The organism is Streptomyces sp. NPDC059832, assembly GCF_042731715.1.
In the GTDB taxonomy this organism is placed as follows: domain Bacteria; phylum Actinomycetota; class Actinomycetes; order Streptomycetales; family Streptomycetaceae; genus Streptomyces.
In genome coordinates, this window is sequence record NZ_JBHWIY010000002.1 from 582,429 (window position 1) to 606,824 (window position 24,396).

Consider the following 24,396-nt stretch of genomic DNA (forward strand, 5'->3'; position numbering starts at 1 on the left):
CCGCCGCAGGCGGCCCGATACCATGCCGTACAACGATCACCATCGACCCGAGGAGCCAGCCCCATGGCGGGAGAACCGCAGCCCGACTGCCTGTTCTGCAAGATCGTCTCGGGCGAGATCCCGGCAACCATCGTCCGCGAGAGCGAAACCACCGTCGCCTTCCGGGACATCAACCCGCAGGCCCCCACCCACGTACTCGTCATCCCGCGCGTCCACCACCCGGACGCCGCCGCGCTCGCCGCCGCCGAGCCGACGATCGCCGCCGACATACTGCGTGAGGCCGGGCAGGTCGCCGCCGACGAGAAGATCGTGGACAGCGGCTACCGGGTCGTCTTCAACACCGGCTCCGGCGCCGGCCAGACCGTCTTCCACGCACACGCCCACGTCCTGGGCGGCCGCGGACTGCAGTGGCCCCCCGGCTAGAACGGTCGATCGCACACCGTGTCCGTACGCGAACTCGTGGTCCTCGGCACCGCCAGCCAGGTCCCGACCAGGCACCGCAACCACAACGGCTATCTGCTGCGCTGGGACGGCGAGGGCATCCTCTTCGACCCCGGTGAGGGCACCCAGCGCCAGATGCTGCGGGCCGGCGTCGCCGCGCACGACATCGACCGGATCTGCGTCACGCACTTCCACGGCGACCACTCGCTGGGCCTGGCCGGGGTGATCCAGCGGATCAACCTCGACCAGGTCCCGCACCCGGTCACCGCGCACTACCCGGCGAGCGGGCAGCACTTCTTCGAGCGGCTGCGGTACGCCACCGCCTACCGCGAGTCCGTCGAGCTGACCGAGGCCCCGGTCGCCGCCGACGGGGTGCTCGCCACCACCGACGCGTACACGCTCAGCACCCACCGCCTCTCGCACCCCGTCGAGTCGTACGGCTACCGGCTCGTCGAACCCGACGGGCGCCGGATGCTGCCCGCGAAGCTCGCCGAGCACGGCATCAAGGGGCCGGACGTCGGCCGGATCCAGCGCGAGGGCGCCCTCGGCGGCGTCACGCTCGACGACGTCTCCGAGCGCAGGCGCGGCCAGCGGTTCGCGTTCATCATGGACACGAGGCTCTGCGACGGCGTGCACGTGCTCGCCGAGGGCTGCGATCTGCTGGTCATCGAGTCGACCTTCCTCGACGAGGACGAACGGCTCGCCACCGACCACGGCCATCTGACCGCCGGACAGGCGGCCCGGGTGGCCCGGGACGCGGGCGTACGGCACCTGGTGCTGACGCACTTCTCGCAGCGGTACGACGACCCGGCCGCCTTCGAGACCCAGGCCCGCGCAGCGGGGTTCGAGGGCGAACTGACCGTCGCCCAGGACCTCGGCCGGGTCCCCGTGCCCAACCGGCACCTCTGAACACACCAGCACCACATCAGCACCACCGTCTGTGAGCGTGAATAACCCGTGCACCTCCCCAAGGCCGAACTCCACCTCCACATCGAAGGCACCCTCGAACCCGAGCTGGCCTTCGCGCTCGCCGAGCGCAACGGCGTGCGGCTGCCGTACGCGGACACCGAGGAGCTCCGCACCGCCTACCTCTTCGACGACCTGCAGAGCTTCCTGGACCTGTACTACGCGCTGATGGCGGTGTTGCGGACCGAGGAGGACTTCGAGGAGCTCGCCGACGCGTATCTCGCCCGCGCCGCCGCGCAGGGCGTCCGGCACGCGGAGATCTTCTTCGACCCGCAGGCGCACACCGCCCGGGGCGTCCCGATCGGCACCGTCGTCGAGGGGCTCGGCCGGGCGCTGGACCGCAGCGAGGAGAAGCACGGCATCTCCATCCAGCTGATCATGTGCTTCCTGCGCGACCAGTCGGCCGATTCGGCGCTGGAGACCCTGGAGGCGGCGAAGCCGTACCTGCACCGGATCAGCGCGGTCGGCCTCGACTCGGCGGAGGTCGGCCACCCGCCCGTCAAGTTCCGTGAGGTGTACGAGGCGGCCGGGGCGCTCGGGCTGCGCAAGGTCGCCCACGCCGGCGAGGAGGGCCCGCCCGAGTACATCCGGGAGGCCCTGGACGTCCTCGGGGTCGAGCGCATCGACCACGGGCTGCGCTGCATGGAGGACCCGGACCTGGTGCAGCGGCTGGTCGCGGACCGGGTGCCGCTCACCCTCTGCCCGCTGTCCAACGTACGGCTGCGCGCCATCGACACCCTGGAGGACCACCCGCTGCGGGCCATGATGGCCGCCGGGCTGCTCTGCACGGTGAACTCCGACGACCCCGCCTACTTCGGCGGGTACGTCGGGGACACCTTCCACGCCGTCCACGAGGCGCTCGGCCTGGACCAGGAGCAGCTGCGCACGCTGGCCCGCAACTCCTTCGAGGCGGCCTTCCTCGACCACGACGAGGAGCGCAGGGCGCGTTATCTGTCCGAGGTCGAGGCGTACGAGTTCGACTGACCGGCCCCGCCCGCCGGGCCGGCCGTCCGGAACGCGTTCCGGACCGGGCGCCTGCGGCGCACCGGCAGGCTGATCTCCGTGACGGCCTGCTCGGGCGCGCCCAGCTTGGGTACGGCGCCGGGCACCGCTCCGGTGGTGACGGCGAGCAGTGCGGCCGGGGCGCCACCCCTGCGGCGCACCGATCCCGGCACCAGCGGGCGGCCACCGGTGTGCAGGGCGACGGCCGTGACCGGGGCCGCGACCAGGAGCGTGACGGCGCCCAGGATCAGGCCCATGACCGGGTAGCCGGCCTGCTCGGACAGCACGCTGCCGAGGACCGGACCGCAGGCCACCCCGACGGAGGATGCGGAACCCGCGAGGACCGCCCAGCGGCCGCGTACGTCCAGGGAGGCGGCCAGGCCGATCAGATACGACAGGACCACCGGGTAGACGGTGTTCCACAGGATCTCGCCGGTCGCGAATCGACCGAGGCTCCCCGCCGACGAGCTGAGCACGATGCTCGCCGCGATGATCACGGTGCCCAGACCGATCGGCACCGCCCGGCCGAGCCTCGCACCCAGCATCCCGGCGCCCATCACCCCGAGCAGACCCGCGCCGAGCGCGGCGGCGAACACCGCTCCGATGGTGACCTCGGAGAGTCCGACCTGGACCACCCCGATCCGGCTGCTGACGCCCCACAGCGCGTTCTGCGCCATGGACCAGATGAGCATGCCACCCGCGAGCACCAGACCGGAACGGCGGTGCGGCAGCCGGCCGGCGACCTGGGCGGCGGGGCCGGTGGGCGTGACGCCGCCGAGGCGTGCGGTGGCGGGCCAGACGAGCAGGGCGACCAGGGCGATCGAGGCGAACGGCAGCCGGTGGCCGCCGCCGAGGTGCGGGATCGTCAGATAGAGGGCGCCCGCCGTGGCGGAGACGCTGAGCAGCCCGAGCGACGAGGTCCGGTGCGGATCGCGCTGGGCCGCGATGCCCGAGGCGGCCACCGCGGTCGCCGTACCGGAGCCGAAGCCGCCGATCACCACCCCCATGACCACCAGCGGCACCGACCCGGCCAGGGCGGCGCAGCCGTACCCCGCCATGGCCAGTACCAGGCCGATCCGGGCCGGCCGCCGCGGCCCGTAGGTCTCGACCCGGCCCGCCAGCGTGAACCCGGCGGTCGCCGAACTGAGCAGGAGGGCACTGCCGACCAGGCCGGCCTGCGCCGTACTGAGGCCGAGACAGACGGAGAGCCGCCCGACGATGGTGGGGAGCAGATAGGCGGCGAGGTAGCCGGCGGTGAACACGGCGACCAGGGGCCACGCGGCGCGAGGGCGCGAGGACATGGGCGTTCCTGAAGACATGCCGGAGACGGCAGAGAAGGCAGGGGAGGGCAATGCGGGAAATACGGGGAAGTCGGGCCACTCGTCGGCAACCGTCGCCGAAGGGGCTCGCGGGCCAATTTGTATCAACCGCGGCCAGTCGCCCGAAAGGCACCCCACTGTGATCTGGGTCACATGTATGTTTGTGCTCCGACGGCGGGGGTAGCAGCGCATGTTTGCGCAGGTCGGCGTCTTTGTGCGGGACGCCGGAACGAGCCCGCCCGGACCGGCGGCGCGCGCACTCCGGTTACGGTGGCGAATCGGGCACACTGGCCAGATCTGCCACGACCGGGGAGTGCAAGGTGAGCACGGACAATCCAGGTATCGACCCTCTGGACGGGCTGCGCGCCCCGCAGGACCCGGACTGCGATGTCTTCCTCACCGGCACCGTCTTCCTCGACATCATCTTCACCGGCCTGGACAGCGCCCCGGTGCGCGGCACCGAGTCCTGGGCGCGCGGCATGGGCTCCAGCCCCGGCGGCGTCGCCAACATGGCGACCGCCCTGGCGAGACTGGGTCTGCACACCTCGCTGGCCGCGGCGTTCGGCGACGACCACTACGGGGAGTACTGCTGGGACGCCCTGGAGCAGGGCGAGGGCATCGACCTGTCCATGTCGCACACCGTCCCCGGCTGGCACTCGCCGGTGACCGTGTCGATGGCGTACGAGGGCGAGCGGACGATGGTCTCGCACGGCCACGAGGCCCCCGGCCCCGAAGGCACCCACGGCACCGCCGTCCCGACCGGGGAACCGCCGTTCCCGCGCTGCCCGCCCCGCGCCCGCGCCGCCGTCGCCTCGCTCGCCCCCGGCCGCACCGAACCGTGGGTCGCCACCGCGGCCCGGAACGGCGCCCGGATCTTCGCCGACGTCGGCTGGGACGAGACCGGCCGCTGGGACCTGGACGCCCTCGCCGACCTGGAGCACTGCCAGGCCTTCCTCCCCAACGCCGAGGAGGCCATGCGCTACACCCGCACCGACTGCCCGCGCGCCGCCGCCCACGCCCTGGCCGAACGCGTGCCGCTCGCCGTGGTCACCCTGGGCGCGGAGGGCGCGTACGCGGTGGACTCGGCGACCGGGGCGAGCGCCGAGGTGCCCGCGATCGAGGTCGAGGCGCTCGACCCCACCGGCGCGGGCGACGTCTTCGTCGCCGGTTTCGTCACCGGCACCCTGGCGGACTGGCCGCTGGCCGACCGGCTGGCCTTCGCCGGACTGACCGCGGCGCTCTCGGTCCAGGAGTTCGGCGGATCGCTGTCCGCGCCGGGCTGGGCGGAGATCGCCGCCTGGTGGCAGCAGGTCCGCACCTTCGTCGACCAGGACCCGGCCGCGCTCCAGCGGTACGCCTTCCTGGAGGAGCTGCTGCCCGCCGCCGCCCGGCCCTGGCCGCTGCGCCGGGCGGTCCCGACGATCGGCTTCCGGCACCCCGCCTGACGACCGCGCACACCCGTTCGTGAGCGTGTGCGAAAAAGGCCTCGGTGTTGTCGGTGCGGAGTCGTAGGCTTGGTAATCCGAGAGGTTGTCGATCGGCGAGAACCTTGCAACGGGAGGTATGTGCAGGCCACAGAGCCGGCCCATGACTCAGACACCCACAGCCCAGACCCCTGCGCCGAGGCAGGCGCGAGCCCACTTCACCGTCCCTGCCAGCCACCCGATGGTGACCGTCCTGGGATCGGGCGACGCCTTGCTGCGCGTGATCGAGACGGCCTTCCCGGCGGCCGACATCCACGTCCGGGGAAACGAGATCAGCGCCGCCGGAGACGCGACGGAAGTCGCCCTGATCCAGCGCCTGTTCGACGAGATGATGCTGGTGCTCCGCACCGGTCAGCCGATGACGGAGGACGCAGTGGAACGCTCGATCGCCATGCTCAGGGCGACGGAGAGCGGCGAGGGGGACGGCGAGGAGACACCGGCCGAGGTGCTCACCCAGAACATCCTCTCCAGCCGCGGTCGCACGATCCGCCCCAAGACGCTCAACCAGAAGCGGTACGTCGACGCGATCGACAAGCACACGATCGTCTTCGGCATCGGTCCCGCCGGTACCGGCAAGACCTATCTCGCCATGGCGAAGGCGGTCCAGGCCCTGCAGTCCAAGCAGGTCAACCGGATCATCCTGACCCGGCCCGCGGTCGAGGCGGGCGAGCGGCTCGGCTTCCTGCCCGGCACGCTCTACGAGAAGATCGACCCGTATCTGCGCCCGCTGTACGACGCGTTGCACGACATGCTCGACCCCGACTCGATCCCGCGGCTGATGGCGGCGGGCACGATCGAGGTGGCACCGCTGGCGTACATGCGAGGCCGCACGCTCAACGACGCGTTCATCATTCTCGACGAGGCGCAGAACACCAGCGCCGAGCAGATGAAGATGTTCCTGACCCGGCTCGGCTTCGACTCGAAGATCGTCATCACCGGCGACGTCACCCAGGTCGACCTGCCGAACGGCACCAAGAGCGGTCTGCGCCAGGTCCAGGACATCCTGGACGGCGTCGAGGACGTGCACTTCTCCCGGCTCACCTCCCAGGATGTCGTCCGGCACAAGCTCGTCGGCCGTATCGTCGACGCGTACGAGAAGTACGACAACCGAGACAGCCACAAACGGAAGTAGTCGCAGCGCACCATGTCGATCGACGTCAACAACGAGTCCGGAACCGAGGTCGACGAGCAGGCGATCCTCGACATCGCCCGCTACGCGCTCGCGCGGATGCGGATCCACCCGCTCTCCGAACTCTCGGTGATCGTGGTGGACACCGACGCCATGGAACAGCTCCACATCCAGTGGATGGACCTCCCGGGCCCGACCGATGTCATGTCCTTCCCGATGGACGAGCTGCGTCCGCCGGCCAAGGACGACGAGGAGCCCCCGCAGGGGCTCCTCGGTGACATCGTGCTCTGCCCGGAGGTCGCCAAGAAGCAGGGCGAGGACGCGGAGACCCGGCACTCCATGGACGAGGAGCTCCAGCTCCTCACGGTCCACGGAGTGCTGCACCTCCTCGGGTACGACCACGAGGAGCCGGACGAGAAGGCCGAGATGTTCGGTCTCCAGGCCGCGATCGTCGACGGCTGGCGCGCCGAGCACGGCCTGACCGGCCCGTCGCCCGCGCCCACCGTGTCGTGAGCGTTCCTCTCGTCCTGGGTGCCGTTCTGCTGGTCGTCGTCGGCTGGCTGGCGGCCTGCGCGGAGGCGGGCATCGCCCGGGTCTCCAGCTTCCGGGCCGCCGAGGCGGTCCGCTCCGGGCGGCGCGGCAGCCGGAAGCTGGAACAGGTCGCGGCGGATCCGACCCGCTATCTCAACGTCGCCCTGCTGGTGCGGGTCGCCTGCGAGATGTCGGCCGGGGTGCTCGTCACGTACGCCTGTCTGAAGGAGTTCCCCCGGACCTGGGAGGCGCTGGCCGTCGCCATGGGCGTGATGGTCCTCGTCTCCTACGTCGCCATCGGCGTGTCGCCGCGTACCATCGGCCGCCAGCACCCGCTGAACACGGCCACCGCCGCGGCGTACGTCCTGCTGCCGCTGGCCAGGGTCATGGGCCCGATCCCGCAGCTGCTGATCCTCGTCGGCAACGCGCTGACCCCGGGCAAGGGGTTCCGCAAGGGACCGTTCGCCAGCGAGGCCGAACTGCGCGCGATGGTCGACCTCGCCGAGGCGGAGTCGCTGATCGAGGACGAGGAGCGCCGCATGGTGCACTCCGTCTTCGAGCTCGGCGACACGCTCGTGCGCGAGGTCATGGTGCCGCGGACGGACCTGGTCTGCATCGAGCGCTACAAGACGATCCGGCAGGCGCTGACCCTGGCCCTGCGCTCCGGTTTCTCGCGGATCCCGGTCACCGGGGAGAACGAGGACGACATCGTCGGCATCGTGTATCTGAAGGACCTGGTCCGCAAGACCCACATCAACCGCGAGTCGGAGGCCGATCTGGTCTCCACCGCGATGCGGCCGGCGGCCTTCGTGCCCGACACCAAGAACGCCGGTGACCTGCTGCGCGAGATGCAGCAGGAGCGCAGTCACGTCGCCGTCGTGATCGACGAGTACGGCGGCACGGCGGGCATCGTCACCATCGAGGACATCCTGGAGGAGATCGTCGGCGAGATCACCGACGAGTACGACCGCGAGCTCCCGCCCGTCCAGGCGCTGGAGAACGACTGCTTCCGGGTGACCGCGCGCCTCGACATCGGCGACCTCGGGGAGCTGTTCGGCCTCGACGAGTACGACGACGAGGACGTGGAGACCGTCGGCGGACTGCTGGCCAAGGCGCTGGGGCGGGTCCCGATCGCCGGGGCGTCGGCCGTCGTCGACCTGCCGGACGGCCGTCGGCTGCGGCTGACCGCGGAGTCCCCGGCGGGTCGCCGCAACAAGATCGTCACGGTGCTGGTGGAGCCCGTGGCTTCCCGGGGGGAGGGCGAGGGATGACTCCGCAGCAGCTGAGGGCGTTCTGCCTGGAGTTCAACGCGAGTGCCGAGGAGTTCCCGTTCGGCCCCGGGACCTCCGTCTTCAAGGTGCTCGGCAAGATGTTCGCGCTCAGCACGCTGGACGCCCGGCCGCTGACGGTGAACCTGAAGTGCGATCCGGACGAGGCGGTGCGGCTGCGGGAGAAGTACGACGCGGTGGTGCCGGGCTGGCACATGAACAAACGGCACTGGAACACGGTGACGGTTTCCGGGGTGCCGGACCGGGTGTTCCGCGAACTGGTCGAGGACTCCTACGACCTGGTGGTGGCGGGGCTGCCGAAGGCGGACCGGCTGCGGCTCGACCGGCCGTAGGACCTGTCCGGCGGATCAGGGCCGGGGTCGCGCCCCGATCCGCCGGACAGGCCCCGGGCAGTGCGCGGGCGGGTGCGCCCGGTTCGTATGCTCGGCACATGACTGAGAGCACCGACCTCGGCGCCGAGGACCGCAAGATCGTCACGCTGGCGCGCAGCGCCCGCGCCCGCAACGGTGTGCCGGAGGGCGCGGCCGTACGGGACGAGACCGGACGTACGTATGTCGCAGGCACCGTACGGCTGGAGTCGCTGAAGCTCAGCGCGCTGCAGACCGCCGTGGCGATGGCCGTGGCCAGCGGGGCCACCTCCCTGGAGGCGGCCGCGGTCGTCTCCGAGGCCGAGACCCCGTCGGACGAGGACCGTGCCGCGGTACGGGACCTGGGCGGCCCGGACACCCCCGTCCTGCTCGCCGGCCCCGACGGCACCCTGCGGGTCAGCGTGACGGCGGGCTGACGCGGACAACATCCGCACACCGTGTACGAACGCCCCGCAGCCGACCGGCGCGGGGCGTTCGCACACCATGTGCGGGAATCGCGGATCTTGACAGCATCTGATGGGTCATCAGCCGAAGCGTTTCGCTCCCATTGACTTCTTCGGGGCCGGGGCCGTCAATGAGCCCCCGTCGGCGCGGAAGAGCCGCTGCGCCGCATCCGCAGGAGGGGGCTCCATGCGTCCGACCGTCCGAAGAATCAGCATGCGAAGATCCGGTGCCCGAAGTCGGCCGGGGCACGGCCGCCGCTGGGCCGCCGCGCTGGGTGTCGGCGCGCTCGTCGTGGCCGGGGGAGGGGGGCTCGCGGGTCCCGCGCAGGCCATGGCCACCGCCTCGGTGCCGGTGGACTTCCCCACCCACTGCATCCCGCCCGCCATCGCGGGCATCCCGCCGATCGACGGGACGACGAAGGCCGAGATCACCGTAGACAACGCCGCCCCGGAGGTGGGCGACACGGTCACGGTCACCTACACCGTCGTCGAAGCCGCCGCGAGCAACCCGGTCGATCTGGCGCTGCCCGCCGACATCATGACGCCGACCGGCAAGGTCACCGTCGGCGGCGCCCAGAGCGCGAGCGTCACCGTCGCGGGCCCGAAGAAGAACGACCCGGTACCCGGCAAGGGCGCCTTCCCGTCGTTCTCGATGACCGGCACCTTCACGGTCACCGCGCCCGGACAGATCACGCTCTCGCCCGGCGACTACAACATCCACACCAGCTACATCATGGAGCTGGACACTCCCTGCACGGTGACGGACCCGCCCGCACCCGTCTCCGAGACGATCATCGCGACGGACGGCGGCGGCCAGGTCAACGAGCGCGCCATCCAGCTCGGCGCCGCGTCCGGCAAGGCGGGCGACACGGTCACCGTCACCGGGTCGAAGTTCACCCCGGGCGCGGACATCACCCTCGCCGGCCGGGCCGGTGACGCACCGACCGCCGACACGGCCACCGCCAAGGCGGACGGCTCCGGCGGCTTCAGCGGCCGGCTCACCGTCGACGACCCGGCGACCACCGGCATCGTCGCCTACGAGGGCGCCGGCTGGGACCCGGCCAAGGGCGCGGGCCCGCAGGCCTACACCGTCACCGGTGGTGGCGGGGAGACCCCGGACGGCAGCCAGAAGCTCAACGCCTCCGTCAGGGCGGGCACGCTCTCCATGGTCCAGGCCGGGGACACCGTCGAGATGTCGGCGGTCGACTTCGGCCGCGGCGGCGCCTCCCGGGGCTCCCTGCAGACGGTGACGGTCGAGGACTTCCGCGGCGGCCCCGCGGGCTGGTCCCTGACCGGAAAGGTCACCGACTTCAAGGGCCCCGGCGGCGCGACGATCGGCGCGTCCGCACTCGGCTGGACGCCGGTCTGCGCGACGAAGGCCGGCAGCCCGAGCACCTGTGCGGCGGGTTCCGGCGGACCGGTCGGCAGCGCGGGCGCCACGCTGGCGTCCACGCCGAACGGGACCGTCACCGGCGGCGAGTTCACCGTCGACGCCCGGCTCGCGCTGAACGTACCGGCGTACACCGCCCCCGGCGCGTACTCCGGCGTGCTCACCCTCACCCTCACGTGACCGAGCGGTCCCGACCGACCGGCGGACCGGGCGCGCACCCGCCCGGACCGCCCGTACCGACCACCACCCGGGGGTACCGCATCGTGCGCAAGATCTACCTGCTCCTCCTGACCGGCGCTCTCCTGCTGATCGGCGCGCCCGCCGCCCAGGCCGCGGACAACGGCAGCTGGTCGGTCTACCCGGCCACCGAACGGGCCGGTCAGCGCCCGTACTTCTACCTCTCGGCCGACCCCGGCGCCACGCTCCACGACAAGGTCACCGTCACCAACAGGACGGACCGGCCGCAGACCTTCCGGCTGTACGCGGCCGACGCGTACAACACCGCCCGCGACGGCGGGTTCGCCGTCCGGGCCCGCGACGAGCGACAGCGCTCGGTCGGCGCCTGGGCGAGGACCGACCGCGACCGGGTCACCGTGGAGCCGCACGGCTCGGTCACCGTCCCGGTCACCATCACCGTCCCCGAGAACGCCGAACCGGGCGACCACCCCGGCGCCCTCGTCGCACTCGACGAGCGCGTCGACCCCGCCGACGCCGGTGCCGTCGCCGTGGGCATCCGGAAGGCGGTCGGCGCCCGGATCTATCTGCGGGTGAACGGACCGACCGTGCCCGCGCTCTCCGTGGACGACATCCGGGTCGAGCACACCCAGCCGCTGGTCCCGGGCACCGGGAGGAGCCGGGCCGTCATCTCGTACACGCTCCACAACCGGGGCAATGTCACCCTCAGTCCCAAGGTCGCCCTCAAGGCCGAGGGGCTCTTCGGCCGCACCCTGCTCGCCCGCGACCTGAAGCGGATCCCCGCCGAGCTGCTGCCCCGCCAGGAGGTCCGGCTGACCGAGCAGTGGGCCGGCGCGCCCCAGCTGGAATGGGGCGAGATCCGGCTGACCGCGAGCGCCCGCGAGACCCGCGAGTCCGCCGCCGTCTCGTACTTCGCCCTGCCCTGGCTGATGGCCGGGATCCTGCTGGTGATCGTCGGCGGGGGTACGGGGATGTGGATACGGGCCCGTCGGAGCCGTGCCCGCACCGCCTGAGAGGACATCCGACAGGCCCCGCCGCTGCCCTTGGTGCGGCGAGGCCGCCGGGATCGGGGACAATGGGCGCCATGAGCGTTCGACCTGACACAGAAGCCGCTGCGCACCAGGCCGCCGGCAAAGCCCCCCACCGGGCCGGTTTCGCCTGCTTCGTGGGCCGCCCCAACGCGGGCAAGTCCACCCTCACGAACGCTCTGGTCGGCCAGAAGGTGGCGATCACCTCCAACCGGCCGCAGACCACCCGGCACACCGTGCGCGGCATCGTGCACCGCGACGACGCGCAGCTGATCCTGGTCGACACTCCCGGGCTCCACAAGCCGCGCACACTGCTGGGCGAGCGGCTCAACGACGTCGTACGGACCACCTGGGCCGAGGTCGACGTCATCGGCTTCTGCCTGCCCGCCGACCAGAAGCTCGGCCCCGGCGACAAGTACATCGTCAAGGAACTCGCGGGCATCAAGAAGACCCCGAAGATCGCCATCATCACCAAGACCGACCTGGTCGACTCCAAGCAGCTCGCCGAACAGCTGATCGCCGTCTCCCGCCTCGGCGAGGAGCTCGGCTTCGAGTGGGCGGAGATCATCCCGGTCTCCGCGGTCAAGGACACCCAGGTCGGGCTGCTGGGTGACCTGATCGCCCCGCTGCTCCCGGAGAGCCCGCCGCTCTACCCGGAGGGCGACCTCACCGACGAGCCCGAGATGGTCATGGTCGCGGAGCTGATCCGTGAGGCCGCGCTCGAAGGCGTACGGGACGAGCTGCCGCACTCCATCGCGGTCGTCGTCGAGGAGATGCTGCCGCGCGAGGGTCGCCCGGCGGACAAGCCGCTGCTCGACATCCACGCCAATGTCTACATCGAGCGCCCCAGCCAGAAGGGCATCATCATCGGCCCGAAGGGCAAGCGGCTGAAGGACGTCGGCACGAAGTCGCGCAAACACATCGAGGCACTGCTCGGCACACCGGTCTTCCTGGACCTCCATGTGAAGGTCGCGAAGGACTGGCAGCGCGATCCCAAGCAGCTGCGCAAGCTCGGCTTCTGAGCCGGGCCGCGGGGACCCGGGCCGCAAGGACCCGGGTCACGGGGGAGCCGGTGCCCCGGGTCACCGGGAGACCGGCCTCACGCGCCCTCCTTCAGGACGCGTGAGACCAGTGCCCGCTGGGCGTCGGTCAGCCTCGGGTCCGCGCAGTGGACCGTCCGGTCACCGACCGTGATCCGATACCGGAAGCCGTCCGGCACCCCCTTGGGAGGCGTGTCGTGGCCCGCGGCCAGCGCCGATTCGGCCAGCGCCTCCCATTCCGGGGCGTCGTCCCGCCCGGCGGTGTCGACCTCGCATTGGCGTGCGATGCCGGCGAAGCCGCCGGTCCTGCTGACCTGAATCCGCATGCGATGTCCTCCAACGCCGGACGCCCGGTGCCCTACGCGGTCGGCACGCCCACTTCCGACCACGCCTTCAGGACGGCCTCGGCCTCGTCACCCTCGCCGAAGCGGCTGCGGGCCGCGGCGACCGTCAGCCGGGCGAAGGACGCGAAGTCCGCGTCCACGGCCAGTTGACCACCTGTGAGCACATCGAACCAGAGCTGCCCGGCACGTTCCCACGCGTTGCCGCCGAGCGCCGTCGCCAGCAGATAGAACGCGCGGTTCGGGATGCCGGAGTTGAGGTGCACCCCGCCGTTGTCCTCGCTGGTGTGGACGTAGTCCTCCATCGACGCGGGCTGCGGGTCCTTGCCCAGCACGTCGTCGTCGTACGCCGTTCCCGGCGCCTTCATCGAGCGCAGCGCGACGCCCTGGACGCGGGGGGCCAGCAGTCCGGCGCCGATCAGCCAGTCGGCCTGGTCGGCGGTCTGGCCCAGCGTGTACTGCTTGACCAGGGAGCCGAAGACGTCGGACATGGATTCGTTGAGCGCGCCGGACTGGCCGTAGTAGCTCAGATTGGCGGTGTACTGGGTCAGGCCGTGGGTCAGCTCATGGCCGATCACGTCGATGGCGACGGTGAAGTCCAGGAAGATCTCGCCGTCCCCGTCGCCGAAGACCATCTGCTCGCCGTCGAAGAAGGCGTTGTTGTACTTCTCGTCGTAGTGCACGGAACCGATCAGCGGCAGTCCGTTGCCGTCGATCGAACGGCGGCCGTACGCCTTGAGCAGCAGTTCGAAGGTGGCGCCGAGCCCCGCGTACGCGCGGTTGACGCTCGCGTCCTGCGTCGGCTCCTGGCCCTCGGCGCGGACCTTGGTGCCGGGCAGCCGGGTGCGGTGCCGGCAGTCGTAGAGCGTCCGGTCGGGCTTGTCGGAGGCCTCCCCGTCGGTCGCGGGGGTGACGGGCACGGTGACGACCGTGGCCATCTGGCGGCGGGTGCGGCGGGCCGCGTCGCTCTCCAGGGTGCGACGGGAGGGCCCGGCGAGATCGGGGTTGTCGGACTGCGACAGCTTGTCGAGGACATGAGGCGGCACGATCGTGCAGAAGACGGGGTGGAACCCGTGCGGTGACTGAGGCTGCATACCGCCGACTGTGGCACCAGGTAATCGCGATGTCACTGGTTGCGATCAGGATTGACGAAATGGAGTGATCGGTCACTGTTGGGCGTTTCCTGCGCCCGGTCCCGCATACTGATACGGGACGGACGCATCAGGCGCCTCTCGGCTAGTCTCGTCGCATCATGCGTTTCGGGCTGCTTCTTCTTAGCTGCCGCGGCGAGGGCCTGTAGTCGTAGGCCGACCCCCTCCCCGCGGAGTCTGGTGTTGCAGCGACACAGTCGGCCGTCTCACTGGTTGGACCCCGAGGAGCCGTACGCCATGACCGACGCAAATCCCGCTCAGACCCCTGCTGAAACCGCTGTCGGCCGTCCTACGCCGATCACCAACGCGACTCAGCTGCAGAAGCCGTCCGGGATGCCGATCCACAAGTACGGCACCTACGAGGCCGTCGACATCCCCGACCGAACCTGGCCGGACAAGCGGATCACCGTCGCGCCCCGCTGGCTCTCCACCGACCTGCGCGACGGCAACCAGGCCCTGATCGACCCGATGTCGCCGGCCCGCAAGCGCGAGATGTTCGATCTGCTCGTACGCATGGGCTACAAGGAGATCGAGGTCGGCTTCCCGTCCTCCGGCGAGACCGACTTCGCGTTCGTCCGCTCCATCATCGAAGAGGGCGCGATCCCCGAGGACGTGACGATCTCCGTCCTGACGCAGGCCCGCGAGGACCTGATCGAGCGGACCGTCGAGTCCGTCGTCGGCGCCCGCCGGGCCACCGTGCACCTGTACAACGCGACGGCGCCCACCTTCCGCCGGGTCGTCTTCCGCGGCTCCAAGGACGACATCAAGCAGATCGCCGTGGACGGCACGCGGCTGGTCATGGAGTACGCGGAGAAGCTGCTGGGCCCGGAGACGACGTTCGGCTACCAGTACAGCCCCGAGATCTTCACCGACACCGAGCTGGACTTCGCCCTGGAGGTCTGCGAGGCGGTCTGCGACGTCTGGCAGCCGGAGGAGGGCCGCGAGATCATCCTCAACCTGCCCGCCACCGTGGAGCGTTCGACGCCGTCCACGCACGCGGACCGGTTCGAGTGGATGTCGCGCAATCTGTCGCGCCGCGAGTTCGTCTGCCTGTCGGTCCACCCGCACAACGACCGCGGCACCGCCGTCGCCGCCGCCGAGCTGGCCATCATGGCCGGTGCGGACCGGATCGAGGGCTGCCTGTTCGGCCAGGGCGAGCGCACCGGCAACGTCGACCTGGTCACCCTGGGCATGAACCTCTTCTCGCAGGGCGTCGACCCGCAGATCGACTTCTCGCAGATCGACGAGATCCGCCGCACCAGCGAGTACTGCAACCAGATGGAGGTCCACCCGCGCCACCCCTACGCGGGCGACCTGGTCTACACCGCCTTCTCCGGCTCCCACCAGGACGCCATCAAGAAGGGCTTCGACGCCATGGAGGCCGACGCGGCCGCCCAGGGCAGGACGGTCGACGACCTCGAATGGGCGGTGCCGTACCTGCCGATCGACCCGAAGGACGTCGGCCGCAGCTACGAGGCCGTCATCCGGGTCAACTCGCAGTCCGGCAAGGGCGGAATCGCCTACGTCCTGAAGAACGACCACAAGCTGGACCTGCCGCGCCGGATGCAGATCGAATTCTCCCGGATCATTCAGGCCAAGACGGATGCCGAGGGCGGCGAGGTCACGCCGACGCAGATCTGGTCCACGTTCCGCGACGAGTACCTGCCCAACCCGGAGAACGCCTGGGGCCGCGTACAGCTGCGCACCGGCCAGACCACGACCGGCTCCGACGGCCAGGACACGATCACCGTCGAGGCGACCGTGGACGGCGCGGACACCGTACTGACCGGTACCGGCAACGGGCCGATCTCCGCGTTCTTCGAGGCGCTGCAGGCCATCGGCATCGACGCCCGGCTGCTGGACTACACCGAGCACACCATGAGCGAGGGCGCCAGCTCCCAGGCCGCCTCGTACATCGAGTGCGCGATCGACGGAAAGGTCCTGTGGGGCATCGGCATCGACGCCAACACCACGCGGGCCTCGCTGAAGGCGGTCGTCTCCGCGGTCAACCGCGCCACCCGCTGATCCGGCGCCCGAGAGGGCACCGGGCCGCACGGCCGAGGACCCCGTCCACCCGTATCCGGGGGGCGGGGTTCGGCCATCTCCGGGCGGTTGTGACGAGCGAGGTGCTGACGCCGCATCGCGACTGTGGTTAACATCACGTCCACACGGCAATGTTGCCGGAGGGGGCACCTCCCGTGCCCTTAGGGCTACGGGGGAGTTACGGAGGTGTGCGACGTGCGGTCAGCCCTGGGACAACGCGCCATGAAGCTGCGTATCTGCGGCATCCGCACCGTCTGGGACCCCGTCGGCGACGGGGAGTTCTTCTGCCCCGGCTGCGGCGGCGACCGCAACTACCGCCGTCTCACCGGCCGCCGGCGGTTCGTGGTGCTCGGCGTGCCGATGCTGGCGCGCGGCACCGCCGGCCCGGTCGTCGAATGCGCCGCCTGCCGGGAGCACTTCGGCACCGATGCGCTCGACCACCCCACCACCACCCGGCTCTCCGCCATGCTCCGGGACGCCGTCCACACCGTCACGCTCGGCGTCCTCGCGGCCGGCGGCACCACCTCCCGCACGGTGCTGGAGGCCGCGGCCGCCACCGTGCGCGGTGCCGGGTTCGACGACTGCACCGAGGAACAGCTCTGCACCGTCGTCGAGGTCCTCGCCGCCGACACCGGCCACGGCTCCGCCTTCGACCTCGCGGCCGAGGCCTGCGGAGCGGCCCTCTCCATCGAACTGCACGAGGCGCTGGAACCCCTGGCCCCGCATCTGGCCCCCGCCGGACGCGAATCGATCCTGCTTCAGGGCGCCAGGATCGCGCTCGCCGACGGCCCGTACGGACCGGCGGAGCGCGAGGTGCTGACCACCGTCGGCGGCGCGCTGCAGCTCTGCGCCCAGGACACGGCCCGACTGCTCGCCGAGGCCGCGCGCACCCCCTCCTGACGGCCCCGGCCCCGCCGGCCCTTCCCGTACCGGACAATGGTCGTATGAGCTTGTTCCGGGACGACGGCGTGGTGCTGCGCACGCAGAAGCTGGGCGAGGCCGACCGGATCATCACGATCCTGACCCGCGGCCACGGCCGGGTACGCGCCGTCGCGCGCGGGGTGCGGCGCACGAAGTCCAAGTTCGGGGCGCGGCTGGAACCCTTCTCCCACGTCGACGTGCAGTTCTTCGCCCGCGGCAGCGAACTGATCGGCCGCGGACTGCCGCTCTGCACCCAGAGCGAGACGATCGCCCCGTACGGCGGCGGCATCGTCACCGACTACGCCCGCTACACCGCGGGCACCGCGATGCTGGAGACCGCCGAGCGGTTCACCGACCACGAGGGCGAGCCCGCGGTCCAGCAGTACCTGCTGCTCGTCGGCGGGCTGCGCACCCTCGCCCGCGGCGAGCACGAGCCGCATCTCATCCTCGACGCGTTCCTGCTGCGCTCGCTGGCCGTCAACGGCTACGCACCCAGCTTCGAGGACTGCGCCAAGTGCGGAATGCCCGGACCGAACCGGTTCTTCTCCGTCGCGGCGGGCGGCGTCATATGCGGCGACTGCCGGGTGCCCGGCAGCGTCGTACCCTCGGCTGAGGCCGTCACCCTGCTGAGCGCACTGCTCAGCGGTGACTGGGAGACGGCGGACGCGTGCGAGGCGCGTCATGTCAGGGAGGGGAGCGGACTGGTGTCCGCCTATCTGCACTGGCACCTGGAGCGCGGGCTGCGCTCACTGCGGTACGTAGAGAAGTGACACAGGCGGATCAGGCACAGGGAGCGAGACAGTTCATGGCAGTACGCGGGATGCTCGGCAGCCGTAACCGGCGCGACTACAAGACTCCGGAGCCGCACCCCTCCGGTGCCACGCCCCCGAAGATCCCCGGCGAGCTGGTGCCCAAGCACGTGGCCGTCGTGATGGACGGGAACGGCCGCTGGGCCAAGGAACGCGGCCTGCCGCGCACCGAGGGTCACAAGGTCGGCGAGGGCGTCGTCATGGACGTGCTCAAGGGCTGCATCGAGATGGGCGTCAAGAACCTCTCGCTGTACGCGTTCTCCACCGAGAACTGGAAGCGGTCCCCGGAGGAAGTGAAGTTCCTGATGAACTTCAACCGGGACGTCATCCGCCGCCGCCGCGACGAGATGGACGAGCTGGGCATCCGCATCCGCTGGGTGGGCCGCATGCCCAAGCTGTGGAAGTCCGTGGTCCAGGAGCTCCAGGTCGCCCAGGAGCAGACCAAGGACAACGACAGGATGACGCTGTACTTCTGCGTCAACTACGGCGGCCGGGCCGAGATCGCCGACGCCGCGCAGCGCATCGCGCAGGACGTCGCGGCCGGGAAGCTGGACCCGTCCAAGGTCAACGAGAAGACCTTCGCGAAGTACATCTACTACCCGGACATGCCGGACGTCGACCTCTTCGTCCGCCCCAGCGGGGAGCAGCGCACGTCCAACTATCTGATCTGGCAGAGCGCCTACGCCGAGATGGTCTTCCAGGACGTGCTCTGGCCGGACTTCGACCGCCGCGACCTGTGGCGGGCCTGCCTGGAGTTCGCCCAGCGGGACCGGCGCTTCGGCGGTGCGGTGGAGGCGGCGCAGGAGCCGACGGGCTGAGCGAGGGGGGTCCGGGGGCAGCGCCCCCGGACCTCACTTCTTCGCGCCCGCGCACTCCGCGCACGTACCGAAGATCTCCACCGTATGGGCCACGTTCACATACCCGTGCTGAGTGGCGATGGTCTCCGCCCACTGCTCCACCGCGGGGCCCTCGACCTCCACGGCCTTGCCGCACATCCGGCACACCAGATGGTGGTGGTGGTCCCCGGTCGAGCAGCGCCGGTACACGGACTCGCCGTCCGTGGTGCGCAGCACGTCGACCTCGCCGGCGTCGGCGAGGGACTGGAGGGTGCGGTAGACGGTGGTCAGCCCGACCGAGTCACCGCGGTGCTTGAGCACGTCGTGCAGCTCCTGGGCGCTGCGGAACTCGTCCACCTCGTCGAGCGCCGCCGCCACCGCCGCCCGCTGCCGGGTCGACCGGCCGCGTACCGGGGCCGCGTTCGTTCCACTGATCGGCGCCGTCGCCACAGCAGCCTCCTCGTGTCGCCCGTACCTGTGTCGGGCCATTGTGCCAGCCCGTCCGGCCGTCGCGGTCAAACCCGGAGCGCGTCCGGGGCCGGACGGGAGGCCGGTACCTCCAGAGTGCACTCCTCGGACGCCGCTTCGCTCCGGCGTGCGCGGTTTCTGGCCAGCGGGGTCGCCAGCAGCGTCAGGGCGATGAAGACCGCGATGGCCAGCAGCACGATCGTCGCGCCGGGCGGGACGTCCTGGTAGTACGAGGTCACGGTGCCGGCCAGGGTCACCGCCGTGCCGATGACGACCGAAAGCACGAACGTCACCCTGAAGGACCTGGAGATCTGCTGCGCGGCCGCGACCGGCACCACCATCAGCGCGCTGACCAGCAGCAGCCCGACGACCCGCATCGCGACGGTGACGGTCACCGCAGCCGTCACGGCGACCAGCAGATTCAGCGCGCGCACCGGCAGCCCGGTGACCCGGGCGAACTCCTCGTCCTGGCTGACCGCGAACAGCTGGCGGCGCAGCCCCAGCGTCACCAGCAGCACGAAGGCGGCCAGCACGCAGATCGAGGTGATGTCCTCGGAGGAGACCGTGGACAGGGAGCCGAAGAGGTACGAGGTGAGGTTGGCGTTGGAGCCGGTGTCGGAGAGGTTGATCAGCAGCACACCGCCCGCCATGCCGCCGTAGAACAGCATGGCCAGCGCGATGTCGCCGCGGGTGCGTCCGTACCAGCGGATCAGCTCCATCACGACGGCGCCGGCGACGGCGACCGCCGTGGCCATCCAGACCGGGCTGGTGGAGAGCAGGAAGCCGAGACCGACACCGGTCATCGCGATATGGCCGATGCCGTCGCCCATCAGGGCCTGGCGGCGCTGGACGAGGTAGATGCCGACGGCGGGGGCGATGACGCCGACGAGCACGGCGGCGAGCAGGGCCCGCTGCATGAAGGGCGGATTGAGGAATTCCATGATCAGCTCAGCAGTCCCGTCCGGACGGGCTCGGAGGCCGCGTGGGGGTGTACGTGGTCGTGTCCGGGCAGGGCGTGCTGGCCCAGCGCCTTCGGTGGCGGCCCGTCGTGCATCACACAGCCGTCGCGCAGCACGATCGCGCGGTCGATCAGCGGCTCCAGCGGGCCGAGCTCATGCAGCACGAGCAGCACCGTGGTGCCGGCCGCGACCTGCTCGCGCAGGGTCGCGGCCAGGATCTCCTGGCTGGCCAGGTCGACGCCGGCCATCGGCTCGTCCATGATCAGCAGCTCGGGTTCGGCGGCCAGCGCGCGGGCGATCAGCACCCGCTGGTGCTGTCCGCCGGAGAGCGCGTCCACCGAGTCCTTGGCCCGGTCGGCGAGGCCGACGAGCTCGATGGCCCGGTCGACGGCGGCCCGGTCGGCCTTGCGGAGCAGGCCCAGCCTGGTGCGGGAGAGCCGACCGGAGGTGACGACCTCGCGGATCGTGGCGGGGACGCCGCCGGCCGCCGTGGTGCGCTGGGGTACGTAACCGATGCGTGCCCAGTCGCGGAAGCGGCGCAGCGGGGTGCCGAACAGTTCGACGGAGCCGCCGGTGAGCGGGACCTGGCCGATGACGGAGCGTACGGCGGTCGACTTGCCCGAGCCGTTGGCGCCGAGCAGGGCGGCGACCTCGCCGCGGTGGACGGTCAGGTCGATGCCGCGCAGCACGGGACGCGCGCCGAGCGTGGCGGTGGCGCCCCGCAGGGCTATCACGGGGTCGGTCGTGGTGCTCCCGGTCTCGGGCATGAGTGCCTCCGATGCTGCTGTGGCGGGTGTTGCGGGGGTCACTTCGCGCCGAGCGCCTTCTGGAGGGCGGCGAGGTTGGACTGCATGACCTCGATGTAGTCGGTGCCCTTGGACTTGCCCGTGATTCCTTCGAGCGGGTCCAGGACGTCGGTCTTCAGGCCGGTGTCCTTGGCGAGGGTCCTCGCGGTTTTGTCGCTGGCGAGCGTCTCGAAGAATACGGTGGTGACCTTGTTCTTCTCCGCGACGGTGTGGATCTCGTTGATCCGGGCGGGGCTGGGCTCGGCCTCGGGGTCGACGCCGGCGATGCCCTCCTGGGTGAGGCCGTAGCGCTCGGCGAGGTACCCGAAGGCGGAGTGGGTGGTGATGAACGTCTTGGTGGCGGTGTTCTTCAGCCCGTTCGCGTACGCCGTGTTCAGGCCGTCGAGCTTGGTGACCAGCGCGTCCGTGTTCTTCCGGTAGTCCGCGGCGTGGTCGGGGTCGGTCTTCTCCAGGGACGCGCCCACGCCCTTGGCGACCTCGGCGTACTTCACCGGGTCCAGCCAGATGTGGGGGTCGGCCCCGGCCTCGTCGCCGTGGTGCTCGTGGCCGTGCTCGTCGCCGCCGGTCTCGGTGCCGTGGTCCTCCAGCGTGGTGAGCTTCGAGGCGTCGACGACATCCTTCGCGCCGGACTGCTCGATGGCGTCGTCCACGGCGGGCTGGATGCCCTTGAGGTACAGGACGAAGTCGGCGTCGGTGAGCCCGCCGATCTGCCGCGGGCTGAGCTCCAGGTCGTGCGGCTCCAGGCCCGGCCTGGTCAGCGTGGTGACGGAGACATGCTTCCCGCCTATCTGCTCGGCCAGGAACTGCATCGGATAGAACGAGGCCACCACGTCCAGTTTGTCGCCGTTCTTGTGGTCCGCGGCGTCCGAGGAGGAGCAGGCGGTGAGCGCGGTGAGGCCGAGGGCGACTGCTCCGGCGACGGCGGCGGTGGGTATGAGGCGGCTGACGTTCATGACAGTCATTTTCAACAAAACTGGAAACGATTGTCAACAAGGCTGATGAGATGACTTCCCGACCGACGCCGCCGGTATCGATTTGATCCAGGGGGCGTGCCCGCCGGTAATCTGAAGCATTCGCCCGTCGTCTCCTGATCACCACCCCCCACCGAGGCGCTTCGCGCCATCCCCTGTCCAGTTTTCGTCGTCGTAATGAAGAGAGCACCGTGGCCGCCGACAAGATCGACTCCATCGTCAGCCTGAGCAAGCGCCGTGGCTTCGTCTACCCGTGCAGTGAGATCTACGGAGGCCAGAAGGCCGCCTGGGACTACGGGCCGCTGGGCGTCGAGATGAAGGAGAACCTCAAGCGCCAGTGGTGGCGCTACATGGTCACTTCGCGCGAGGACGTGGTCGGTCTCGACTCGTCGGTCATCCTCGCCCCCGAGGTCTGGGTCGCCTCCGGCCACGTCGCCACGTTCAGCGACCCGCTGACCGAGTGCACCTCCTGCCACAAGCGCTTCCGCGCCGACCACCTGGAGGAGGCGTACGAGGAGAAGCACGGCAAGCCGCCCGTGAACGGCCTCGCCGAGCTCAACTGCCCCAACTGCGGCAACAAGGGCACCTTCACCGAGCCCAAGCAGTTCTCGGGTCTGCTCTCCACCCACCTCGGCCCGACCCAGGACTCCGGCTCGGTTGCCTACCTGCGTCCCGAGACCGCCCAGGGCATCTTCACCAACTTCGGCCAGGTGCTGCAGACCTCGCGCAAGAAGCCGCCGTTCGGCATCGCCCAGATGGGCAAGTCGTTCCGCAACGAGATCACCCCGGGCAACTTCATCTTCCGCACCCGCGAGTTCGAGCAGATGGAGATGGAGTTCTTCGTCAAGCCGGGCGAGGACGAGGAGTGGCAGCAGTACTGGATGGACCAGCGCTGGAACTGGTACACGGAGCTCGGCATGCGCGAGGAGAACATGCGCTGGTACGAGCACCCGGCGGAGAAGCTCTCCCACTACTCCAAGCGCACCGCCGACATCGAGTACCGCTTCCGCTTCGGCGGCAGCGAGTGGGGTGAGCTGGAGGGCGTCGCCAACCGCACGGACTACGACCTCAAGGCGCACTCCAAGGCCTCGGGCACCGACCTGGTGTTCTTCGACCAGGAGGCCGGCGAGCGCTGGACCCCGTACGTCATCGAGCCGGCGGCCGGTGTCGGCCGCGCGATGCTCGCCTTCCTCCTCGACGCCTACATCGAGGACGAGGCGCCCAACGCCAAGGGCGTCATGGAGAAGCGCACCGTGATGCGTCTCGACCCGCGCCTGGCGCCGGTCAAGGTCGCCGTCCTGCCGCTGTCCCGGAACCCGCAGCTGTCGCCGAAGGCCAAGGGCCTCGCGGCCGACCTGCGGAAGAACTGGAACATCGAGTTCGACGACGCGGGCGCCATCGGCCGCCGCTACCGCCGTCAGGACGAGATCGGTACGCCGTTCTGCGTCACCGTCGACTTCGACACCCTCGACGACAACGCGGTGACCGTGCGCGAGCGCGACACCATGAAGCAGGAGCGCGTCTCCCTGGACCAGATCCAGGCCTACCTCGGCGCCCGCCTGCTCGGCTGCTGATCCACCGAGTCCGCTGGACGAAGCCCCCGGTTCCCCGTACGGAACCGGGGGCTTCGTTGCACACTGGGCACCCCCCACCCAGGAGGCCCCGATGCCGTCCATGACCACCAGCAAGGTCAGGAGATGGGACCAGCACGGCCGTGAACACATCGTCCACGTACGGAAGTCGGGGGTGCGGCGGCAGCTGAGCTGCGACACCTGCGGCTGGAGCGAACAGGTGCAGTTCCTGCCCTGGCTCAAGGCCGGGGAGCATCTCGCCGAGGCCCACCGGGCGACGGTGGACCCGGCGTCCTGAGGCCCGGCGCGGGGCACGGCACGCGACCGGCCGAAAAGCTGGTGCGGAGGCCCGCCGGGCCGCGGTACGGTTCCGGCATGTCTTCGTTCTTCCAGATCTACGAGTGAGAGCGCGGCGGGCCGGACCACCCGCCGCCCACCGGACCGATTCCAGGTCGCTTGAGACCTCACTTCGCACTACGAACCGGAGAACGCCGTGGCCAAGAGCCGTAACAACCTGCTCGGTGTGGGCGGACAGCGCAAGAAGCTGTCCCGCGCCGAGCAGCAGGGCGCCGGCCCTGCGCGCGACGCCGACCGCAAGGCGGCGGCCGACCAGAGGCAGGAGCTGCTGCGCAGGATGCGTGAGCGCGCGCTGTCGGGTACCGCCCCGGAGTCCTCGCCGGACGACGCCGCGCAGCCGGACGCGACCGAGCGGGACGCCCCGGCGCAGAGCTGACGTCCCCTCACCACCCGTACGACCGTGGGGGGGGGGGGGGGAGGGGGTAGGGGGGGGGGGGGGCGGGAGGCGGGCCGCAGCTGCGGGTCGAGACCTTCCCCCCCCCCCGCGACCTGCCCGTCCGCTATGTCGAGGGCTCGTCGGCCGACTGGTTCGTCCACT

The 24,396-nt window shown here is 70.7% G+C and carries 26 protein-coding genes; 19 read left to right on the plus strand and 7 right to left on the minus strand.

Translation table 11 applies throughout. The annotated features are described in order from the left end of the window. The first annotated feature begins 63 nt into the window (after window positions 1-63). Genes ACFV8T_RS04955 through ACFV8T_RS04965 form a run of 3 tightly spaced genes read left to right on the plus strand, consistent with a single transcriptional unit; the run spans window position 64 to window position 2,391 of the window. The gene (locus ACFV8T_RS04955; protein WP_266419408.1) at window positions 64-423 is read left to right on the plus strand and encodes a histidine triad nucleotide-binding protein; all 360 of its coding nucleotides are present in this window, start codon (window positions 64-66) and stop codon (window positions 421-423) included. An 18-nt stretch (window positions 424-441) separates the two neighbouring features. Beyond that, complete coding sequence (locus ACFV8T_RS04960) at window positions 442-1,350, plus strand: ribonuclease Z (protein ID WP_385324604.1); 909 nt, start codon at window positions 442-444, stop codon at window positions 1,348-1,350. A 48-nt stretch (window positions 1,351-1,398) separates the two neighbouring features. Continuing rightward, window positions 1,399-2,391, plus strand: a complete 993-nt coding sequence (locus tag ACFV8T_RS04965; protein WP_385324607.1) for an adenosine deaminase — start codon at window positions 1,399-1,401, stop codon at window positions 2,389-2,391. Here ACFV8T_RS04965 and ACFV8T_RS04970 read toward each other — a convergent pair. Then, complete coding sequence (locus ACFV8T_RS04970; RefSeq protein WP_385324610.1) at window positions 2,355-3,710, minus strand: MFS transporter; 1,356 nt, start codon at window positions 3,708-3,710, stop codon at window positions 2,355-2,357. The genes ACFV8T_RS04965 and ACFV8T_RS04970 overlap by 37 nt on opposite strands. Before the next feature lie 338 nt (window positions 3,711-4,048). Between ACFV8T_RS04970 and ACFV8T_RS04975 the strand changes: the two genes are divergently transcribed. The 9 genes from ACFV8T_RS04975 (at window position 4,049) to era (ending at window position 12,607) form a co-directional block, all read left to right on the plus strand. Beyond that, entirely contained in the window at window positions 4,049-5,173 is a 1,125-nt protein-coding gene (locus ACFV8T_RS04975) for a carbohydrate kinase family protein (protein WP_385324613.1), read from the plus strand. A gap of 142 nt (window positions 5,174-5,315) precedes the next feature. Beyond that, complete coding sequence (locus ACFV8T_RS04980; RefSeq protein WP_385324614.1) at window positions 5,316-6,344, plus strand: PhoH family protein; 1,029 nt, start codon at window positions 5,316-5,318, stop codon at window positions 6,342-6,344. A gap of 12 nt (window positions 6,345-6,356) precedes the next feature. Further along, the gene (gene ybeY, locus ACFV8T_RS04985; protein ID WP_072483570.1) at window positions 6,357-6,854 is read left to right on the plus strand and encodes an rRNA maturation RNase YbeY; all 498 of its coding nucleotides are present in this window, start codon (window positions 6,357-6,359) and stop codon (window positions 6,852-6,854) included. Then, complete coding sequence (locus tag ACFV8T_RS04990; RefSeq protein WP_385324617.1) at window positions 6,851-8,143, plus strand: hemolysin family protein; 1,293 nt, start codon at window positions 6,851-6,853, stop codon at window positions 8,141-8,143. The genes ybeY and ACFV8T_RS04990 overlap by 4 nt, the downstream gene beginning before the upstream one ends. Next, entirely contained in the window at window positions 8,140-8,493 is a 354-nt protein-coding gene (locus tag ACFV8T_RS04995; RefSeq protein WP_385324620.1) for an MmcQ/YjbR family DNA-binding protein, read from the plus strand. The genes ACFV8T_RS04990 and ACFV8T_RS04995 overlap by 4 nt, the downstream gene beginning before the upstream one ends. Window positions 8,494-8,591: 98 nt before the next feature. Continuing rightward, window positions 8,592-8,945 carry a cytidine deaminase gene (locus ACFV8T_RS05000; RefSeq protein WP_072483567.1) on the plus strand — a complete coding sequence of 118 codons (354 nt, stop codon included), beginning with the start codon at window positions 8,592-8,594 and terminating at the stop codon, window positions 8,943-8,945. Between the two features lie 241 nt (window positions 8,946-9,186). Further along, window positions 9,187-10,542, plus strand: a complete 1,356-nt coding sequence (locus tag ACFV8T_RS05005; protein ID WP_385324791.1) for a beta-xylosidase — start codon at window positions 9,187-9,189, stop codon at window positions 10,540-10,542. Window positions 10,543-10,625: 83 nt separating this feature from the next. Further along, the gene (locus ACFV8T_RS05010; RefSeq protein WP_385324793.1) at window positions 10,626-11,570 is read left to right on the plus strand and encodes a WxL protein peptidoglycan domain-containing protein; all 945 of its coding nucleotides are present in this window, start codon (window positions 10,626-10,628) and stop codon (window positions 11,568-11,570) included. A 62-nt stretch (window positions 11,571-11,632) separates the two neighbouring features. After that, complete coding sequence (gene era / locus ACFV8T_RS05015) at window positions 11,633-12,607, plus strand: GTPase Era (protein ID WP_385324623.1); 975 nt, start codon at window positions 11,633-11,635, stop codon at window positions 12,605-12,607. Between the two features lie 77 nt (window positions 12,608-12,684). On the opposite strand, the gene ACFV8T_RS05020 is transcribed toward era, so the two are convergent. Together ACFV8T_RS05020 and ACFV8T_RS05025 are read right to left on the minus strand one after the other, a co-directional pair. Next, window positions 12,685-12,951, minus strand: coding sequence for a protealysin inhibitor emfourin (locus tag ACFV8T_RS05020; RefSeq protein WP_385324625.1), 267 nt, complete (start codon window positions 12,949-12,951; stop codon window positions 12,685-12,687). A gap of 32 nt (window positions 12,952-12,983) precedes the next feature. Next, on the minus strand, window positions 12,984-14,060 hold the full coding sequence (locus tag ACFV8T_RS05025) for a M4 family metallopeptidase (RefSeq protein WP_385324627.1): 1,077 nt from the start codon (window positions 14,058-14,060) through the stop codon (window positions 12,984-12,986). A gap of 294 nt (window positions 14,061-14,354) precedes the next feature. On the opposite strand from ACFV8T_RS05025, the gene leuA reads away from it, so the two are divergent. The 4 genes from leuA (at window position 14,355) to ACFV8T_RS05045 (ending at window position 18,708) form a co-directional block, all read left to right on the plus strand. Continuing rightward, entirely contained in the window at window positions 14,355-16,142 is a 1,788-nt protein-coding gene (gene leuA / locus ACFV8T_RS05030) for a 2-isopropylmalate synthase (RefSeq protein WP_385324630.1), read from the plus strand. 240 nt (window positions 16,143-16,382) lie between these two features. Beyond that, on the plus strand, window positions 16,383-17,060 hold the full coding sequence (locus ACFV8T_RS05035) for a TerB family tellurite resistance protein (RefSeq protein WP_385324633.1): 678 nt from the start codon (window positions 16,383-16,385) through the stop codon (window positions 17,058-17,060). Between the two features lie 44 nt (window positions 17,061-17,104). Then, entirely contained in the window at window positions 17,105-17,851 is a 747-nt protein-coding gene (gene recO / locus ACFV8T_RS05040; protein WP_072483560.1) for a DNA repair protein RecO, read from the plus strand. A gap of 35 nt (window positions 17,852-17,886) precedes the next feature. Beyond that, window positions 17,887-18,708: an isoprenyl transferase gene (locus ACFV8T_RS05045; protein ID WP_385324636.1), complete on the plus strand. Its 822-nt coding sequence runs from the start codon at window positions 17,887-17,889 to the stop codon at window positions 18,706-18,708. Window positions 18,709-18,741: 33 nt separating this feature from the next. On the opposite strand, the gene ACFV8T_RS05050 is transcribed toward ACFV8T_RS05045, so the two are convergent. From ACFV8T_RS05050 to ACFV8T_RS05065, 4 genes are all read right to left on the minus strand, one after another. Further along, on the minus strand, window positions 18,742-19,176 hold the full coding sequence (locus ACFV8T_RS05050) for a Fur family transcriptional regulator (protein WP_385324638.1): 435 nt from the start codon (window positions 19,174-19,176) through the stop codon (window positions 18,742-18,744). Between the two features lie 65 nt (window positions 19,177-19,241). Beyond that, on the minus strand, window positions 19,242-20,135 hold the full coding sequence (locus tag ACFV8T_RS05055) for a metal ABC transporter permease (protein WP_385324640.1): 894 nt from the start codon (window positions 20,133-20,135) through the stop codon (window positions 19,242-19,244). Between the two features lie 2 nt (window positions 20,136-20,137). Further along, on the minus strand, window positions 20,138-20,920 hold the full coding sequence (locus tag ACFV8T_RS05060) for a metal ABC transporter ATP-binding protein (protein WP_385324642.1): 783 nt from the start codon (window positions 20,918-20,920) through the stop codon (window positions 20,138-20,140). A gap of 38 nt (window positions 20,921-20,958) precedes the next feature. Continuing rightward, window positions 20,959-21,912: a metal ABC transporter substrate-binding protein gene (locus tag ACFV8T_RS05065; RefSeq protein WP_385324644.1), complete on the minus strand. Its 954-nt coding sequence runs from the start codon at window positions 21,910-21,912 to the stop codon at window positions 20,959-20,961. A gap of 209 nt (window positions 21,913-22,121) precedes the next feature. Here ACFV8T_RS05065 and ACFV8T_RS05070 point away from each other — a divergent pair, with 209 nt between their 5' ends. The 3 genes from ACFV8T_RS05070 to ACFV8T_RS05080 all read left to right on the plus strand — a co-directional run bounded on the left by ACFV8T_RS05070 (window position 22,122) and on the right by ACFV8T_RS05080 (window position 24,234). Then, on the plus strand, window positions 22,122-23,504 hold the full coding sequence (locus ACFV8T_RS05070) for a glycine--tRNA ligase (protein ID WP_385324645.1): 1,383 nt from the start codon (window positions 22,122-22,124) through the stop codon (window positions 23,502-23,504). Window positions 23,505-23,595: 91 nt separating this feature from the next. Then, window positions 23,596-23,799, plus strand: a complete 204-nt coding sequence (locus ACFV8T_RS05075; RefSeq protein ID WP_385324648.1) for a hypothetical protein — start codon at window positions 23,596-23,598, stop codon at window positions 23,797-23,799. 195 nt (window positions 23,800-23,994) lie between these two features. Then, a complete protein-coding gene (locus ACFV8T_RS05080; protein WP_385324651.1) occupies window positions 23,995-24,234 on the plus strand; it encodes a DUF6243 family protein in 240 nt (79 codons plus the stop codon). Window positions 24,235-24,396: the final 162 nt, after the last annotated feature.

Bases quoted from the DNA above. Each gene is read 5' to 3' on its own strand.
- ACFV8T_RS04955 (WP_266419408.1), top strand. From the start codon at position 64: ATGGCGGGAGAACCGCAGCCCGACTGCCTGTTCTGCAAGATCGTCTCG.
- ACFV8T_RS04970 (WP_385324610.1), bottom strand. From the start codon at position 3,710: ATGTCCTCGCGCCCTCGCGCCGCGTGGCCCCTGGTCGCCGTGTTCACC.
- ACFV8T_RS04980 (WP_385324614.1), top strand. From the start codon at position 5,316: ATGACTCAGACACCCACAGCCCAGACCCCTGCGCCGAGGCAGGCGCGA.
- ybeY (WP_072483570.1), top strand. From the start codon at position 6,357: ATGTCGATCGACGTCAACAACGAGTCCGGAACCGAGGTCGACGAGCAG.
- ACFV8T_RS04995 (WP_385324620.1), top strand. From the start codon at position 8,140: ATGACTCCGCAGCAGCTGAGGGCGTTCTGCCTGGAGTTCAACGCGAGT.
- ACFV8T_RS05000 (WP_072483567.1), top strand. From the start codon at position 8,592: ATGACTGAGAGCACCGACCTCGGCGCCGAGGACCGCAAGATCGTCACG.
- ACFV8T_RS05005 (WP_385324791.1), top strand. From the start codon at position 9,187: ATGCGAAGATCCGGTGCCCGAAGTCGGCCGGGGCACGGCCGCCGCTGG.
- era (WP_385324623.1), top strand. From the start codon at position 11,633: ATGGGCGCCATGAGCGTTCGACCTGACACAGAAGCCGCTGCGCACCAG.
- ACFV8T_RS05020 (WP_385324625.1), bottom strand. From the start codon at position 12,951: ATGCGGATTCAGGTCAGCAGGACCGGCGGCTTCGCCGGCATCGCACGC.
- ACFV8T_RS05025 (WP_385324627.1), bottom strand. From the start codon at position 14,060: ATGCAGCCTCAGTCACCGCACGGGTTCCACCCCGTCTTCTGCACGATC.
- leuA (WP_385324630.1), top strand. From the start codon at position 14,355: ATGACCGACGCAAATCCCGCTCAGACCCCTGCTGAAACCGCTGTCGGC.
- ACFV8T_RS05035 (WP_385324633.1), top strand. From the start codon at position 16,383: ATGAAGCTGCGTATCTGCGGCATCCGCACCGTCTGGGACCCCGTCGGC.
- recO (WP_072483560.1), top strand. From the start codon at position 17,105: ATGAGCTTGTTCCGGGACGACGGCGTGGTGCTGCGCACGCAGAAGCTG.
- ACFV8T_RS05045 (WP_385324636.1), top strand. From the start codon at position 17,887: ATGGCAGTACGCGGGATGCTCGGCAGCCGTAACCGGCGCGACTACAAG.
- ACFV8T_RS05055 (WP_385324640.1), bottom strand. From the start codon at position 20,135: ATGGAATTCCTCAATCCGCCCTTCATGCAGCGGGCCCTGCTCGCCGCC.
- ACFV8T_RS05060 (WP_385324642.1), bottom strand. From the start codon at position 20,920: ATGCCCGAGACCGGGAGCACCACGACCGACCCCGTGATAGCCCTGCGG.
- ACFV8T_RS05065 (WP_385324644.1), bottom strand. From the start codon at position 21,912: ATGAACGTCAGCCGCCTCATACCCACCGCCGCCGTCGCCGGAGCAGTC.
- ACFV8T_RS05075 (WP_385324648.1), top strand. From the start codon at position 23,596: ATGCCGTCCATGACCACCAGCAAGGTCAGGAGATGGGACCAGCACGGC.